The 15,365-nt window shown below is 69.5% G+C and carries 9 protein-coding genes; 6 read left to right on the forward strand and 3 right to left on the reverse strand.

Annotated features, from left to right (window positions below; genetic code table 11):
* Nucleotides 1–2 precede the first annotated feature (2 nt).
* The 6 genes from hpaH to NVU01S_RS03570 all read left to right on the forward strand — a co-directional run bounded on the left by hpaH (nucleotide 3) and on the right by NVU01S_RS03570 (nucleotide 5,587).
* Nucleotides 3–788, forward strand: coding sequence for a 2-oxo-hept-4-ene-1,7-dioate hydratase (gene hpaH, locus NVU01S_RS03545; protein ID WP_043678757.1), 786 nt, complete (start codon nucleotides 3–5; stop codon nucleotides 786–788).
* Nucleotides 773–1,588 (forward strand): HpcH/HpaI aldolase family protein, encoded by an 816-nt coding sequence (locus NVU01S_RS03550; protein ID WP_043678755.1) that lies wholly within the window; start codon nucleotides 773–775, stop codon nucleotides 1,586–1,588. Before hpaH ends, NVU01S_RS03550 begins: the two co-directional genes overlap by 16 nt.
* Nucleotides 1,585–3,000 carry an aldehyde dehydrogenase family protein gene (locus tag NVU01S_RS03555; protein WP_043678753.1) on the forward strand — a complete coding sequence of 472 codons (1,416 nt, stop codon included), beginning with the start codon at nucleotides 1,585–1,587 and terminating at the stop codon, nucleotides 2,998–3,000. The genes NVU01S_RS03550 and NVU01S_RS03555 overlap by 4 nt, the downstream gene beginning before the upstream one ends.
* Nucleotides 3,001–3,123: 123 nt before the next feature.
* A complete protein-coding gene (locus NVU01S_RS03560; protein WP_244467461.1) occupies nucleotides 3,124–3,555 on the forward strand; it encodes a nuclear transport factor 2 family protein in 432 nt (143 codons plus the stop codon).
* A 76-nt stretch (nucleotides 3,556–3,631) separates the two neighbouring features.
* The gene (locus NVU01S_RS03565; protein ID WP_082859538.1) at nucleotides 3,632–4,270 is read left to right on the forward strand and encodes a TetR/AcrR family transcriptional regulator; all 639 of its coding nucleotides are present in this window, start codon (nucleotides 3,632–3,634) and stop codon (nucleotides 4,268–4,270) included.
* A 90-nt stretch (nucleotides 4,271–4,360) separates the two neighbouring features.
* The gene (locus tag NVU01S_RS03570) at nucleotides 4,361–5,587 is read left to right on the forward strand and encodes an FAD-dependent oxidoreductase (RefSeq protein ID WP_052281179.1); all 1,227 of its coding nucleotides are present in this window, start codon (nucleotides 4,361–4,363) and stop codon (nucleotides 5,585–5,587) included.
* Here the strand turns inward: NVU01S_RS03570 and NVU01S_RS03575 are convergent.
* From NVU01S_RS03575 to NVU01S_RS03585, 3 genes are read right to left on the reverse strand one after another with little or no spacing between them, the layout of a single operon-like run.
* Nucleotides 5,581–6,903 carry an FAD-dependent oxidoreductase gene (locus NVU01S_RS03575; RefSeq protein ID WP_052281178.1) on the reverse strand — a complete coding sequence of 441 codons (1,323 nt, stop codon included), beginning with the start codon at nucleotides 6,901–6,903 and terminating at the stop codon, nucleotides 5,581–5,583. The two genes, NVU01S_RS03570 and NVU01S_RS03575, sit on opposite strands and share 7 nt — an antisense overlap.
* A gap of 34 nt (nucleotides 6,904–6,937) precedes the next feature.
* On the reverse strand, nucleotides 6,938–13,330 hold the full coding sequence (locus NVU01S_RS03580) for a type I polyketide synthase (RefSeq protein WP_063048053.1): 6,393 nt from the start codon (nucleotides 13,328–13,330) through the stop codon (nucleotides 6,938–6,940).
* On the reverse strand, nucleotides 13,327–15,351 hold the full coding sequence (locus NVU01S_RS03585; RefSeq protein ID WP_052281464.1) for an AMP-binding protein: 2,025 nt from the start codon (nucleotides 15,349–15,351) through the stop codon (nucleotides 13,327–13,329). The genes NVU01S_RS03580 and NVU01S_RS03585 overlap by 4 nt, the downstream gene beginning before the upstream one ends.
* Nucleotides 15,352–15,365: the final 14 nt, after the last annotated feature.

Below are 15,365 nucleotides of genomic sequence, written 5' to 3' on the forward strand. Positions count from 1 at the left end.
CGATGCTGCCCAGCGAGGTAATCACCGCGATCGCCGACGAATTGGCCGCCGCAGAGCGGGACCGCCGCACCATCCCCTTGCTGACCGCTCGCTACCCCGAGATGACGGTCGCGGATTCGTATGCGGTACAGAACGAATGGCGCCGGCGCGGTATCGCGAACGGCCGCAAACCCGTCGGCCGCAAGATCGGGCTCACCAGCAAGGTGATGCAGGCGGCCACCGGCATCACCGAGCCGGACTACGGGGCCGTCTTCGATGACATGGTCTACGACAACGGCGCCGTCATCGAACACGGCCGGTTCGCCAACGTGCGGATCGAGGTCGAACTCGCCTTCGTGCTCGGTGCGCCGATCGACGGCCCCGGCGCCACGATCTTCGATGTCATGCGAGCCACCGAATATGTGGTTCCGGCGCTGGAGATCCTGAGCTCGCGGATCGACCTGACGGGCCGGACCATCGTCGACACGATCAGTGACAACGCGGCGATGGGTGGACTGGTCTACGGCGGAAACCCGGTGCGGCCCAACACGGTCGACCTGCGCTGGGTGGCCGCGCTGCTCTATCGCAACGAGACGATCGAGGAATCGGGTGTGGCCGCCGCGGTGCTCAACCATCCCGCGACGGGGGTCGCCTGGCTGGCGAACAAGCTCGCCGAACACGGCGACCGGCTCGACGCCGGCGAACTCGTGCTCGCCGGCTCGTTCACCCGGCCGCTGTGGGTCGAGCCGGGCGACACCATCCTCGCCGACTACGGACCGATGGGAAACGTCACATGCCGCTTCGCCTGAATCCGACCCTGCGCGCGGTGCTGGCAAACACCGATCGGCCGCTGTACGGCGGCTGGATCACCACCGGGTCGCCGGTGGTCGCCGAGATCATGGCCGGGTCCGGGCTCGACTGGGTGCTCGTCGACATGGAGCACGCGCCGAACGGACTGGAATCCGTGCTCGCGCAACTGTATGCGGTGTCCGGCTACGCCGTGACGCCGGTCGTCCGAGTACCCGTGGGTGACACCGTTGTCATCAAGCAGGTCTTGGATCTGGGTGCGCAGAACATTCTGGTGCCGATGGTGTCCACCGTCGACCAAGCGCGGAATATCGCTGCGGCGGCGCAATACCCGCCGTTCGGGCGCCGCGGGGTGGGCAGCGCGCTCGCGCGATCCGCGCGCTGGAATCGCATCGAGGACTACCTTCCCGCGGCCGCCGATCACGTGTCGGTGTTCGTGCAGATCGAGACGCCGGAGGGCATCGACAATGCCCGCGCCATCGCCGAAACCCCGGGGATCGACGGAGTTTTCGTCGGCCCCAGCGATCTCGCGGCCGCGATGGGGTTGCTCGGTCAACAGACCCATCCGGATGTCACCGCCCGGGTGCGCCACGCCTTCACCGAAGTCCTGGCGACCGGGAAACCCGTGGGCGTGAACGCGTTCGACCCGGATCAGGCCGCGGTGTACGCCCACCACGGGGCGAGGTTCCTGCTCGTCGGCGCGGACGCCGCGCTGCTCGCCCGCGGGTCGGAGGCGCTGGCCCACCGATTCATCGGCTCGCCACGCGACGAGCCCGACCGACACCGAAGGATTGCGCAATGACCTCTCCGACAGTCACTTACGAGAACCTCCTCGCGACCGTCACCGACCCCGACGGCCGGGTGATCTCGGATCCCGCGACGGGCGCGGAGGTCGGCCGGGTCCGCTTCCACCCCGGCACCGAACTCGACGCGGCCATCGCCCGGGCCCGCGCCGCGCAGCCCGGCTGGGCGGCGCGCACCGACGAGGCGCGCACCGAACTCCTGCTGCGCGCGGCCGAGGCCATCGAGGCGGCGAGCGAGCCACTCGCAGAACTGCTTTCGCGGGAGCAGGGCAAACCGCTCAACGGACCCAACGCCCGCTTCGAGGTGGGCGCCTGCGCCGCGTGGCTGCGCTCCGCCGCGACCACACCGCTGCCCGGCGAGACCGTAATCGACGACGACACCGCCCACGCGGAACTGCGTTATCGGCCGCTCGGGGTAGTAGGCGCCATCGGCCCGTGGAACTGGCCGATGATGATCACCGTCTGGCAGGTCGCGCCCGCGCTGCGGATGGGCAACACCGCCGTGGTCAAGCCCTCCGAATACACCCCGCTGAGTGTGCTCGCGCTCGTCGAGGTGCTCAACAGCGCACTGCCGCAGGACATTCTGCGCGCGGTAGCGGGGGCGGGCGAGCTGGGTGCCCGCCTCGCGAGTCACCCAGAGATCGACAAGGTGATGTTCACCGGCTCCACCCGCACCGGGCAGGCCGTCATCACGGCTTCGGCCGATACCGTGAAGCGGCTGACCCTCGAATTGGGCGGCAACGACGCGGGTATCGTGCTGCCGGACGTGGATCCGCGCGCGATCGCCCAGGATCTGTTCTGGGGCGCGTTCATCAACACCGGCCAGACCTGTGCGGCCATGAAACGGCTCTATGTGCACACTGATGTCTACGAGCAGGTGTGCGCGGCGCTCGTCGAGGTCGCGGCGACCATGCCGATGGGCCGGGGACTGGACGAAGCCAATGTTCTGGGGCCGCTGCAGAATCGCCGGCAATTCGATATCGTCGCCGGTCTGGTCGACGCGGCACGCGCGTCCGGCGCGACCCTGCTCACCGGTGGCGACCCCGATCTCGCCGCACCCGGTAACTTCTATCCGCTCACCCTGGTCGCCGATATCGACAACGACAACCCCCTGGTGTCCGAAGAACAGTTCGGCCCTGCCCTTCCGATCATCCGCTACGACGACGTCGAACAAGCCATCACGATGGCCAACGCCCTCGACGTCGGGTTGGGCGCGTCCGTCTGGACCAGTGACGGCACCGCCGCCCGCGCCATCGCCACCCGGCTCGACGCAGGCACCGTCTGGATCAACTCGCACGGCGGCCTCGACCCCCGAGTCCCCTTCGGCGGCACCAAGAAATCCGGCTACGGCCTCGAATTCGGCACCGAGGGCCTCAAAGCCGTCGCCGCACCCCAGATCATCAACGGCTGAACTGTGTCCGACCGGTTCCGCCGATCGGCGGGATACGAACGGCCTGTTGGGGGCTGGGGGCGGTGTGCGCGCGCCGGTAACTTCCGAATTCCAGTGATGGTTCTAGGAGGTTCGGTGCTCGACATGCAGGAGATCTCGGATCGGTTGGCGATCCAGGAATTGGTGGTGGCGTACGCGACCGCGGTGGACAGCCGGAATTTCGATGCCCTCGACGACGTGTTCGTCGAGGAGGCCTACATCGATCTGACGGTGTTCGGCGGTATCGCAGGGAAATTGGCCGATATGAAGGAGTGGTTGACCCAGAGCATGGCGCCGATCTCGGCGTCGCAGCACTTGATGGGCAACCCGGAGATCCACCTCGACGGCGATCGGGCGACCGGGCGGATCATGTGCTACAACGCACTGGTCCTGCCGGTCGCGCAAGGCGATCCCGCGGTGACCTTGCTCGGCATGTGGTACCTCGACGAATACGTGCGCACGCCCGGCGGCTGGCGCATCGTCAAGCGCGGCCAACAGCGCAGCTGGGCCCACGGCCTCCCCGAGGCCGTACGTTAGGGTACCGGCCTATGGAGGTGTCGCCGGGCGGTCGTGGGTGTGCGGTGGCACGACGGTGCGCCCGGCGGGGGCGCCGATGAGCGAGGCAGCGAAGCGACCCCGGCAACCGCGGATGGATTTGGCGGTGCGGCGCACGCAGGTACTCGACGCCGCGCTGGATCTGGTTGTCCGGCAGGGGTATTCGGCGGTCACCATGGAGGCCGTGGCGCGCGCCGCCGAGCTGGCCAAACCGCGCGTCTACGCCGCCTATCCCGGACGCGGCCCGCTGTTGTCCGCCTTGTTCGAACGCGAGCAGCAGCGCGCGATCGACGCGCTCGGCGCGGCGATGCCCGAATTCACCGAGGAATCCGAGTTCGCCGCCACCCTCGAGGCGGCAGCCCGCAACATGCTGCACGCGGTGGCCGCGTACCCCGACGGGGTCCGGCTGCTGCTCACGCCCGCCGACGACGCGCCGCCGGAGGTGCGCGCCCACGCGGCACGGACGCGTCAGGTCGCACTGGACAATCTGCGCGCGCTCATCGCGTGGGACCGGGCGCGCGCCGGCGGCGTGACCGGACTGGACGACGACCTACTCGCCGAGTCGCTGCTCGCCGTCGGGGAACACTTCGTGCGCCAGGCCGTGACGAATCCCGAAGAGTACGGGCCGGATCGGTTGAGCCGCTTCGTGGCGCACGCGGTCGAGATCCTCGCCGCGGGCCACCGCGCCATCGGCTGAGCCGTCGCACCTGCCACACGGTCCCCTCTTGTTACGGGCCCGTACTTATGTCACCGTAAGTACGGACCCGTACTTAGCGTGGGAGTGGCTATGTGGCACGAGAATCGTCAACAACCGGTCGTCGTCGTAGGAGCGGGGCCGGTCGGCTTGACCGCCGCGCTGGCGCTGCGCCGCCTGGGTCTGGACGTGCTGGTATTGGAAGGCGAAGCGCAGGGCCGTCCCCGGCCCGGCAGCCGGGCGATCTTCCTGATGCCGTGGACGCTGGGCCGCTTCAGTGAGGTGCTCCCCGGTCTGGGCGAACGGATCGGCGCAGCCGGAATTCAAGTGCGCGGCGGTGACTGCTACTACGCCGGGCGGCGCATCTTCGACTTCCATTCGCCCGTCCTGCCCGCCATGACCCGGGGTACGAGCCTGCCGCAGACCGAGACCGAGACGATCCTGTACGCGGAATGCGTGGCGCACGGCGTCGAATTCCGCTGGGACGCAACGGTCCGTGAGGTGCACACCGACGCCTCCGGCGTCACCCTGACCCTGGAGAACTGCACGAAAGTGCGCGCGCCCTATGCAATAGCCGCCGACGGCGCCCGCTCCGCGGTTCGTAAGAGCCTCGGGCTACGCATGTGGGGCCACACCGACGATGTGCCGTTCATCATCGTCGACGTCACCGAACTGCCGGACGGATCCACCGCGTCGAAGCCCGCGTTGTTCCATTACCGCACACCGGAACTCGGCGGGCGCAATGTCATGCACATGCCCTTCCGCGGCGGCATGCGCGTCGATCTGCAGTGCAGGCGCGGCGACGATGTCGCGCATCTGGCCAGTCCGGCGGGCGTGCGCGAGTGGCTGCCGAAAATCCTGGACCCCTGGTACGCCGACCACATCCGCTGGATCTCCACCTACCGTTTCCAGCAGGTGGTCGCCGAAACCTATACCGACCCGCGGCGCCGCGTCCTGCTCGCGGGTGAGGCGGCCCATCTGTTCGCACCGTTCGGCGGCGGCCGCGGCTTGAATTCCGGCGTGATCGATGCGACCGACGCGGCGACCGCCATCGCGAAAGCACTGGCGGCGGAGGACAGCACGGCCGCAGCGGCGCACATCGACGCCTGCGCGGCAGACCGCCGCGAAGCGGGCCGCTACAACCGCGACGCCGCGGCCGCCGCCCTCCGGTTGATGCGGGCCCGCGATCCGCTCACCTTCGTCACCCGCGAGCTCGCCGGTCGGCTGGCACCCTATGTCCCGCTGGCCGGCGCCTGGCTGGCGATGGTCCCGCCGATGGGGCGGCTGGGCATGCGCCCCGGCGCGACCTCGATCTACTGAACGCGCGCCGTCGCGAGCAGTCGGTCCGCCGCCTCGGCACCGGAGCGGAACGCGGCCTCGAGCGGCGCGCCACGCAGATAGTCACCGGCCAGTTCGAGACCGGCCACCGCGGCCGTCTCGGTGCGCACCGCCCGCAGGAACCTGCCGTGGAACGGCACGTACGCACAGTAGGCGGCCTCCCACCGCCGGACGACGGTGCGCACCCGCGTCATCCGGGTCCGGCCGAGCAGCCCCGCGATCCGCGCTTCCGCCTGGTCGAGCCACTCGTCCACCCCGTCCGGCGTCGCCGAACGCGCCGCCCGGCCGCTGAAGGTGTACCGGACGATGTGCAGGTCGTCGGTCCCGTAAACGCCGGCGTTGCTGCACGGTCCGTCGTCGAGCGCGATGGCACGGGTCGTCATCCCGAACACCGGCTCGTCGTATTCGACGACCGCCACCGCGGCCGGGAAATAAGTGACCGCGGCGAGTTGCTTGCTCAGCGTGGGCATCTCGCTCGCCAGCAGCTCAGCGGCGGCAGGCGCGGGCAGCGCCACGACCACACCGTCGTAATATTGCTCCTGCGGCGCCCCACCGTCCCGCGTGACCCGCAGGCCGCGCACGCGGCCGTCGCCCAGGACGAGACCCACTGCCACCGTGCGGGTCGAGACCGAGATCTGTTCCGCCAAGGCCGCGATGACCGGGTCCATCCCTTCGCTGAGCTGATCGAAGGTGTCCATGAGCATCCCGAGGTTCGTCCCGAAAGTGCCGAGATAGACCTCGTCCGGCTCGGCCCCGTTCATCCGAACCGTCATGGCGCGCAGAATGTTTCGCACACTTCGCGGGCCGAAGTGGGCGCTCAGCGGCCGCTCGTCGCGGCGCTCGGCGATTTCGGTGAAGTCCGCGGCGCCGAGGAATCGGTTCTCCTCCTTCCGCCGGACCCGCAGGGCGAGCCGGAACAACTTCACCAAGTCGGTGATCGAGCCACCGTCCAGCAGCACGCGCAACCTGCGCAGCGGACTCGCAGTGCTGTCGAAGGTCAGCAGTCGCCCGTGCACGACCCGCGAGGTGTTGATGCCGAACGGCTCCAGCTCCGGGTCACCCAGGTCGGCCAGGAAGGCCCGCAGCTCGGAGTACTTGCGGCCCAGGTTCTTACCACCCACCATGATCGGGCGCTGCCCGAGCCGATCCAGGCCCATGCGGCCGCCGAGCACCGCGTCACGTTCGATCAGCTCGACGTCGTGTCCGGCTCGCCGCAGCCGATGCGCGGCGGCGAGCCCGGCGATTCCGGCGCCGACGACCGCGTATCGCTTTGTGGTCGAATGCTGTTGGGGTGTCATCGTCGGTCCTCCAGTGGTTTGTCGTCGGTGCGGCTCACTGGTGGGCGGGCGGCACGCTGTCGATGAATTCGAAGAGTTCGTCGTCGTCCGCGGCGGCCAGATCGACCTCCGTGCCGCCGCCCCGCAGGCTCCGGACGATCGCGCTGAGCCGCTCGGCGACCACCGCGATCTCCGCGCGGTCCAGTTCCGCCCCGCTGCACAGGCCCGAGAGCAGATCCGCCTGCGCGACAATGCGGTCTACCACCGCTTCGGCCGGCACCAGCTCTGCCGCAATATATTTCGCGAGCGCGAGCGGTGTCGGATGGTCGAATACCACCGTCGTCGCCAACTTCAACCCCGTCGCACCCTGCAACCGATTCCGGAACTCCACCGCACCCAACGAATCGAAACCCAAATCCCGGAACACATCATCAGCACCCACCCCCGCCACCGACCCGAACCCCAACACCGCCGCCGCCAGCGACCGCACCACATCCAAAACCACCCGACCCTGCTCCACCACACCCAAACCCGACAAACGAGCCACCAAACCCGACGCCGCCGGCGGTCCCGCCGCCGCGGCTTTCCGGAGTCGCCGCGCCACGTCACGCAACACCGGTGGCAGAGTCGGTGTCTGTGCCAGTGCTGCCGTGTCGATCCGCGACGCCACCACCACTTCCCGTCCGGAACCGAGTGCCGCGTCCAGCATCGCCAGACCGTCCTCGGCGGTGATCGGCACGAAACCGCCCGCCCGTAATCGACCACGATCGAGGTCCGTCAGCGCCCCTGTCATGCCGGTGGCCTGCTCCCACAATCCCCAAGCGATCGAGGTCGCGACCAGTCCGCGCCGCTGCCGATACCACGCGAGCGCGTCCAGGAAGACGTTCGCCGCAGCATAATTCGACTGTCCCGGCGAGCCGACCGTCCCCGCGATCGAGGAGAACAGCACGAACATCGACAGCGGCAGATCCCGCACCGCCTCGTGCAGCTGCCACGCCGCGTCCACCTTCGGCGCGAACACCTTGCCTACCTGATCGACACCGAGATCGGCGAAAAGGGCGTCGTCGAGCACGCCCGCCGCGTGGACGACGCCCGTCAGTGGATGTGCCGGATCGAGATCGAACAGCAAGGCGCGCAACGCGGCACCGTCGGAGACGTCACAGGCACGCACCCGAACGACGGCACCGGCCGCGGTCAGGTCATCCACCAGTTCTTCGACGCCGTCGGCCGCGGCGCCGCGCCGGGAAACGAGCACCAGATGCCGCACCCCGTGCCGTGCCACCAGATGCCGCGCCACCAGCGCACCCAAACCACCCGTGCCACCGGTGATCAGCACCGTGCCGGCCGGATCCAGCGGCTGCGGCACCGTCAACACGTTCTTACCGATATGGCGCGCCTGCGAGAGAAACCGGAACGCCTCGGGAGCCCGCCTGATGTCCCACCGCGTCACCGGAATCCGGTGCAACACACCGGCCTCGAAGAGAGCCAGCAGTTCACCGAAAATCCGCTGCAGCTGCGCGCCGGGCAGTTCCATGAGTTCGAAGGCCGCATACCGCACGCCCGGGTACGTGGCAGCGATCTGCTCCGGATCTCGGAGGTCGGTCAAACCCATCTCCACAAATCGACCACCCCGCGGCAACAACCGCAACGACGCATCCACGAACTCCCCCGCCAGCGAATCCAACACCACATCCATACCGGCACCACCGGTCTGCGCCAAGAACTTCGCCTCGAAATCCAACGACCGCGAATCACCGATCCGCTCGTCAGCAAAACCCAGCCCCCGCAACACCGGCCACTTCGTCTCCGACGCCGTCACGAACACCTCCGCCCCCAACCACCGCGCCACCTGCACCGCCGCCAAACCCACGCCACCCGTCCCCGCATGCACCAACACCCGCTCCCCACAACGCAACTCAGCCAACTCCACCAGCGCGTGATACGCCGTCGCGAACACCACCGGCACCGCAGCAGCCTCCGCGAAACCCCAACCCGACGGAACCCGCACCAGCGACGACTCCTCGGTCACCGCGACCGAACCGACTCGCGGAAACAGCCCCATCACCCGATCACCGGGCACGAACCGGCTCACCCCCGGTCCGATGGCCGTCACCACACCCGCGCCTTCACCACCGACCGCGATGCCCTCGAGCGGAACCATGTCCAGGGCGATCAGCACATCCCGGAAGTTCATCCCGACGGCATGGAGCCGCACTCGCACTGCGCCGGAGGCCAATTCGGTGCCCGCATCGGCCGGTTCGAGCACGAGGTTCTCGCCGTCCAGCGTGCCGGTGCCCGAATCCGCCAGCTGCCAAGGCTTTCCCGACATGACCAGATCCGCGTTACCCACACTGTCCACGCCTTCGCGGGCCAGACGGGGGATGTGGAGCACGCCGTGCCGCACAGCGGCCTGCGGCTCACCTGAACGCACGAGCGCACAGGCGGCCGCACGGTGATCGGTGATGTCGTCGACATCGAGAAGCCCGATCCGACCGGGATTCTCGTTCTGCGCGCTACGCAACAACCCCCAGATCGCCGCCTGGGCCGGATCGATGTCGGCACCGTCGATCGCCACCGCGTCGCGGGTGACGACCACCAGCGTCGCCGCGTCGAAGCGGTGGTCGGACAGCACGGTCCGGACCGACTCGAGCACTGTTCGCACCAACTCATATGTGCGCTCGACCGTCGAGAGCGACCTGCCGTCCGGGCGGCTCAACGCAAGGATCGTTCGATCGGTGACCGGCTGCTCCAGCTGCCAGCCGGGGTTCGTCTCGAGCAGGTGCCACCGCTCGTCGACGGCGGGAATCCTGATGCCGGTCACTGCCGTCCAGCTCAGCTCGTACAGCTCGGCACGCCCGCGGAGAGGCTCGCGCAGATCCTCGACCACGAACGGCCGCAGCACCACCGATTCGGCGTGCGCGACGAGGGCACCGGCCGGGTCGGCCAGTGTCACCGCCCTCCGATCGCCGTGCTGCCGCAGGTGTACCCGCACCGCCGACGCACCTACTGCCGACAACGACGCGCCCTCCCACGCGAAGGGCAACTGCAACTCGTCCACCGCACCGGTGGCCGCCGCCCCCACCAGCGACACCTGTAGTGCCGCATCCAACAGGGCCGGATGCATCCCGAACCGTTCCGCCGCACCGGCCCCCGCGTCCGCCGGCAAGGACACCTCGCCGAACAATTCCGTCCCACGCCGCCACACCGATCGCACACCCCGGAACACCGGGCCGTACTCGTATCCCGTGGCTACCAGCGCGTCGTATGCCTGCGCGGTGTCGACCGGCACCGCGCCCGCCGGCGGCCAGACGCGCAGCTGCGCACCGGCTTCGGACGGCGCGGCCACGGAGTCCAGCACGCCGGTCGCGTGGCGGACCCACTCCCCTGTGTCAGGACCGGAGTCCACGGGCCGGGCGAACATGTCCACCCGCCACTCCCCGGGCGCCGCGCCATCGGTCACCCGCATCTGAAGTCGAACCCCCGCCGCGCCGATCACCAACGGCGACAACAACACCAGCTCACCCACCCGCGCCGCACCGACCACCCCCACCGCACACCACGCGAGCTCCACGAATGCCGAGCCCGGCAGCACCACCCGGCCACCGACAACGTGATCAGCGAGCCACGCATGCGCATCCGACGCCAATCGCCCCGACCACAACCAGCCGCCGCCCGCCACCTCGATCGCCGTGCCCAGTAACGGGTGCGCGCCGAATTCCTGCTCCGGCACAGTCGGTTTCGGCTCCAGCCAGTACCGTTTGCGTTCGAAGGCGTAGGTCGGCAGTTCGACCCGGACGGCGTTGGATCCGGCGAAGATCCGCGTCCAGTCCACGGGCACACCGCGGACATACGCCGCCGCGACGGACGCCAGGAACCGGTCGAGGCCACCGGCGGACCGGCGCAGCGATTCCACCACCACGCTGCGGTCCGCGTCCTCGGTGTCGTCGAGGAATTCCTGCACGTCGACGCCGAGCACCGGATGCGGGCTGCATTCCACGAAGCCGCGGCAGCGCAAGGCGTAAGCCGTGTGCACCGCGCGGTCGAAACGCACTGTGTCGCGCAGATTCCGATACCAGTAGCCGGCATCCATCGCCGACCCGTCGAGCACTTCGCCGGTCACCGCGGAGATCACCGAGATCTCGGTCGAACGCGCGTCGACCCGGCCCAGTTCATCCAGGAGCCGCGCGCGCAGCGGCTCGATCTGTACCGAATGCGCGGCATAGTCGACAGCCACCCGTCGAGCGCCGATCCCACTGACCGCACAGTGGTCCAGCAGTTCGTCCAGCGCGACCGCGGCCCCGGAGACCACCGTCGAAGCAGGACCATTGACCACGGCGACGGAAAGCTCATTCGCCCAACGCGCTGCCACCAGCGCCGAGACCTCGGCGTACGGACGCAGCACCGAAACCATGCCGCCCGTGCCCGCTATGGCGCACACCGCACGACTGCGGAGCACCACGATCCGGGTCGCTGCACGCAGCGTCAGCACGCCGGCGACGTGCGCGGCGGCGATCTCGCCCTGCGAGTGCCCGATCACCGCCGCGGGCTCGACTCCCATCGAGCGCCACAGCGCGGCCAGCGCGACCATCACCGCGAACAACGCGGGCTGCACCACATCCGGCCGGTCCGCCACCGCACTATCGTTGCCACGCAACAGGTCCACCAGCGACCAGTCGGTGAACTCGGCCAGCGCCGCGGCGCACCGGTCGATCTGCGCCGCGAAAACCGGTGACGAATCGAGTAGTTCGGCGGCCATCCCGGCCCACTGCGAGCCCTGCCCGGGGAAGAGAAATACTGTCTTGCCCTGCACATCGGCGCGGCCGAGCAGCACGTTCGTCGCCGTTTCCCCGTCAGCCAGCTCGGCGACGCTGTCGGTCAACACTTTCCGGGTGTTCCCGAGTACCACCGCCCGCTGCACGAAGGACGAGCGCGAGGTGAGCAGCGAATACCCGATATCGACGGGATCCGGGCCCGGCTCGCTCCGCACCAGATCTCGAAGCCGTTGGGCCTGCCCGGTCAGGGATTCCGTGGTCTTGGCCGAGAGCACCCACGGAATGACCGGCGGCGCAACGCGTTCGGACGACACGGCCGCTGCCGTGTCGGGCGCCTGCTCCAGGATCACGTGTGCGTTGGTCCCGCTGATGCCGAACGACGACACCGCGGCCCGGCGCGGATGACCGCGCCGGGGCCATGCCCGCAGCCCGGTGGCCAGCGCGACACCACCGGACGCCCAGTCCACGTGTGGACTCGGCGCGTCGCTGTGCAGGGTCGGCGGTATCACCGCCCGGCGCAGCGCCTCCACCATCTTGATCACGCCCGCGACACCAGCGGCGGCCTGGGTGTGCCCGATATTCGATTTCACCGACCCGAGCCACAGCGGGTCGGCGGCGGCGCGTTCGCATCCGTACGTCGCGATCACAGCACCGGCCTCGATCGGATCACCCAGAGCGGTGCCGGTACCGTGGGCCTCCACGAGGTCCACCTCACCCGCCGCGATCTGCGCGTTGGCCAACGCTTGCCGGATCACCCGCTGCTGGGCGGGCCCGTTGGGCGCGGTCAAACCATTGCTCGCCCCGTCCTGATTCACCGCAGAACCGCGGATCAGCGCAAGAACCGGGTGACCGTTGCGGCGCGCCGCGGACAGCCGTTCCAGCAGCAGCACGCCCACGCCCTCGGACCAGCCGACCCCGTCCGCCGCCGCGGCGAAGGCCTTGCACCGGCCGTCCGGGGCGAGCCCGCGCTGCCGGGAGAACTCCACGAACGAACTCGGCGACGCCATCACGGTCACGCCGCCCACGACGGCCAGACCGCATTCCCGCATCCGCAGCGCGTGTGCGGCCTGATGCAGCGCGACCAGCGAGGAGGAGCATGCGGTGTCCACGGTGATCGCGGGCCCCTCCAGGCCGAGGGTGTAGGCGAGGCGGCCGGAGACGACCGAGGCCGCCGAACCGACCACATCCGAGCCGTACTCGTGATGCATCACCCCGGCGAACACACCGGTGTCGCTGCCGCGCAGCGACACCGGGTCGATGCCCGCTCGTTCCAGTGCTTCCCACGACACCTCCAGCAGCAACCGCTGCTGCGGATCCAGCACGGCGGCCTCGCGCGGCGCGACGCCGAAGAATCCGGCGTCGAATTCGGCCGCGTCGTACAGGAATCCGCCCCGGCGCACATAGCTCTTGCCCGGCCGCCCCGGTTCGGTATCGAACAGCTCGGCCAACGGCCAGCCACGGTCGGCCGGGAATTCCGAGACCGCCTCCGCGCCGGCCGCCACCAGATCCCAAAGCTGTTCGGGTGTCCGGGCATCCGCGGGATAGCGGCAGCCCATCCCGATGATCGCGATGGGCTCCGAGCGCAAGGCCGCGGTCTCGGAGTTGGCCTGCCGCAGTCGCTCCTGCTCCAGCAGCGAGTTCCGCAGCGCGGCGACCAGTTCCTCGTTCGTCGTCACCGTCCACCGTCGCCTTCACCGATGCCGCTGGATTCGGACGCGGTGCGCGCGCCGACCGACGCCCGGCGCACCAGCTCCGTCGCGTCCATGGTCATGATCTCGTCGAGCCGCCGGGTGAAATCGTCGGAGCGCGCAACGGGCGGTGGCGCGGGCCGGTGTTCCACGAGCAGCGCGGCGCGCAATTGCCCGGCAAGGATTTTCGGTGTGGGGTAATCGAATACCGCCGTGGCGGGCAGATCGAGCCCGGTTTCGGTGACGAGCCGGTTACGCAGCCCTACCGCGCCGAGCGAGGTGATCCCCCGATCGGTGAACGTCGTGTCGACCTCGCCGTGCGCGCCGCCGATGATCGCGGCTACCGCCGCCGAGATCACTTCGCACAGCAGGGCGATACCGTCGGCGGCCGAGAGCACGGCGAGCCGGATCGCCAGGTCCGCGCGGACCGCGGCATCGGGCCGCGCCCACTCGTCGCCGTGCTCCACCGCTTCCGCGGCGACGCCGCCCAGCAGCCTACTGGGCAGCGTAGGCAGCGCCCGGCGGACGATCTTGCCCGACGGGGTCCGCGGCACGGCGTCGATCTCGTACACCTGGACCGGCACCTTCGTGTGCGCCAGCGCCCGCCGGCATTCGGCGAACAACGCGCCGACATCGACGCCGCCGACCTCGGGCACCACCAGGGCGATGGGCACCTCGCCGAGGGTGTCGTGCGGCTTGCCACAGACGGCCGCGTCCGCGACGCCCGGCACCTGCCTGACCACGTTCTCGATCTCGCCCGGATGCATGTTCTCGCCGCCGCGAATGATCAATTCCTTGATTCGGCCCGTGATTTCGAGGAAGCCCAGCTCGTCCCGGCGCGCGAGGTCGCCGGTGCGCAGCCACTCGCCCCGCATCACCTCGGCGGTCAGGTCGGGTCGGTTGTAGTAGCCGACCATCACGCCGGGGCCGGCGACCCACAGCTCCCCTTCGGCACCGCTCGGCACGTCCGCGCCGGAACCAGGATCGACGATCCGGGTGCTCACCCCGAGGATCGGCAGCCCGGCCGAGGCGGGGCTGTTGCGGTCGGAGGGCGGATTGACGGTGATCGCGCCCGTGGCCTCGCTCGCGCCGTAGGTGTTCAGCAAGGGCACGCCCAGTGTGGCCTCGACCGCTCGGCCCAGTTCGTCGGAGCCGGGCGCGCCGCCGAACCAGCATGCCCGCAAGCTGTGTGCGGGAACGGCTTCCGCGTCCGCGCGGACCAGCCGCTGGAACATGGCGGGAACGCCGACCAGGATGGTGGCCCGCGACGCGGCCAGTGCGTCCAGCAGTGGTCCGGCGGCGAACCCGTCGATCACCCGCGCGCCGGCGCCGACGGCGGTGACGCCGAGCACGCACAGATGATGACCGAGGCAGTGCGACAACGGCATCGGCCACAGCAGCCGATCTGCAGCGCACAGTCCGAAGCCGGGGATGTAACCCGCCACCGTGCCCCACAACGCCTTGGTGAGCGTCGTGACCACACCCTTCGGCTGCCCCGTGGTCCCCGACGTGTACAGGATCCACCCGATGTCGTCGACGCCGAGATCGTCGCGCGCGGGCGCGACCGGCTCGGCGGCGGCCAGTGTTTCGAAGCAGTGCTCGCCCCCTTCGCCACCTGCCACCACTACGCGCAGCCCCGGATGGCGCGCCAGTACGTGCCGCCGCCGCTCTGCCGAACTCGCCTGTGTAAGCAGCACATCCGCCCCGGAGTCGGTGAGGATGTGGTCCAGTTCGGCATCGGAGCAATAGGGATTGATCGGCACGCCCACCGCCGCCGCACGGGCCACGGCGAGGTAGCCCTCGACCATCTCGATACTGTTGCCGAGCATCAGCGCGACCCGGTCGCCGCGGCGGCAGCCGAGATTGCCCGCGAGCCGGCCCGTACGGCGCTCGAGTTCGGTGTAGCCGATCGACCGTCTTGCGTCGGTGAACGCTTCGCGGTCGCCGAAGCGACCGGCGTTGTCGCGCAGCATCTCCGGGACGGGCCGGATGAGATCGGTTCGTAGCATGAGATCCTCGATAT

It is taken from the genome of Nocardia vulneris, from assembly GCF_001613425.1.
In the GTDB taxonomy this organism is placed as follows: domain Bacteria; phylum Actinomycetota; class Actinomycetes; order Mycobacteriales; family Mycobacteriaceae; genus Nocardia; species Nocardia vulneris.

Excerpts from the sequence above, each read along its gene's own strand:
- NVU01S_RS03560 (WP_244467461.1), top strand. The coding sequence starts at position 3,124 with ATGCAGGAGATCTCGGATCGGTTGGCGATCCAGGAATTGGTGGTGGCG.
- NVU01S_RS03575 (WP_052281178.1), bottom strand. The coding sequence starts at position 6,903 with ATGACACCCCAACAGCATTCGACCACAAAGCGATACGCGGTCGTCGGC.
- NVU01S_RS03555 (WP_043678753.1), top strand. The coding sequence starts at position 1,585 with ATGACCTCTCCGACAGTCACTTACGAGAACCTCCTCGCGACCGTCACC.
- NVU01S_RS03585 (WP_052281464.1), bottom strand. The coding sequence starts at position 15,351 with ATGCTACGAACCGATCTCATCCGGCCCGTCCCGGAGATGCTGCGCGAC.
- NVU01S_RS03570 (WP_052281179.1), top strand. The coding sequence starts at position 4,361 with ATGTGGCACGAGAATCGTCAACAACCGGTCGTCGTCGTAGGAGCGGGG.
- hpaH (WP_043678757.1), top strand. The coding sequence starts at position 3 with ATGCTGCCCAGCGAGGTAATCACCGCGATCGCCGACGAATTGGCCGCC.
- NVU01S_RS03550 (WP_043678755.1), top strand. The coding sequence starts at position 773 with ATGCCGCTTCGCCTGAATCCGACCCTGCGCGCGGTGCTGGCAAACACC.
- NVU01S_RS03565 (WP_082859538.1), top strand. The coding sequence starts at position 3,632 with ATGAGCGAGGCAGCGAAGCGACCCCGGCAACCGCGGATGGATTTGGCG.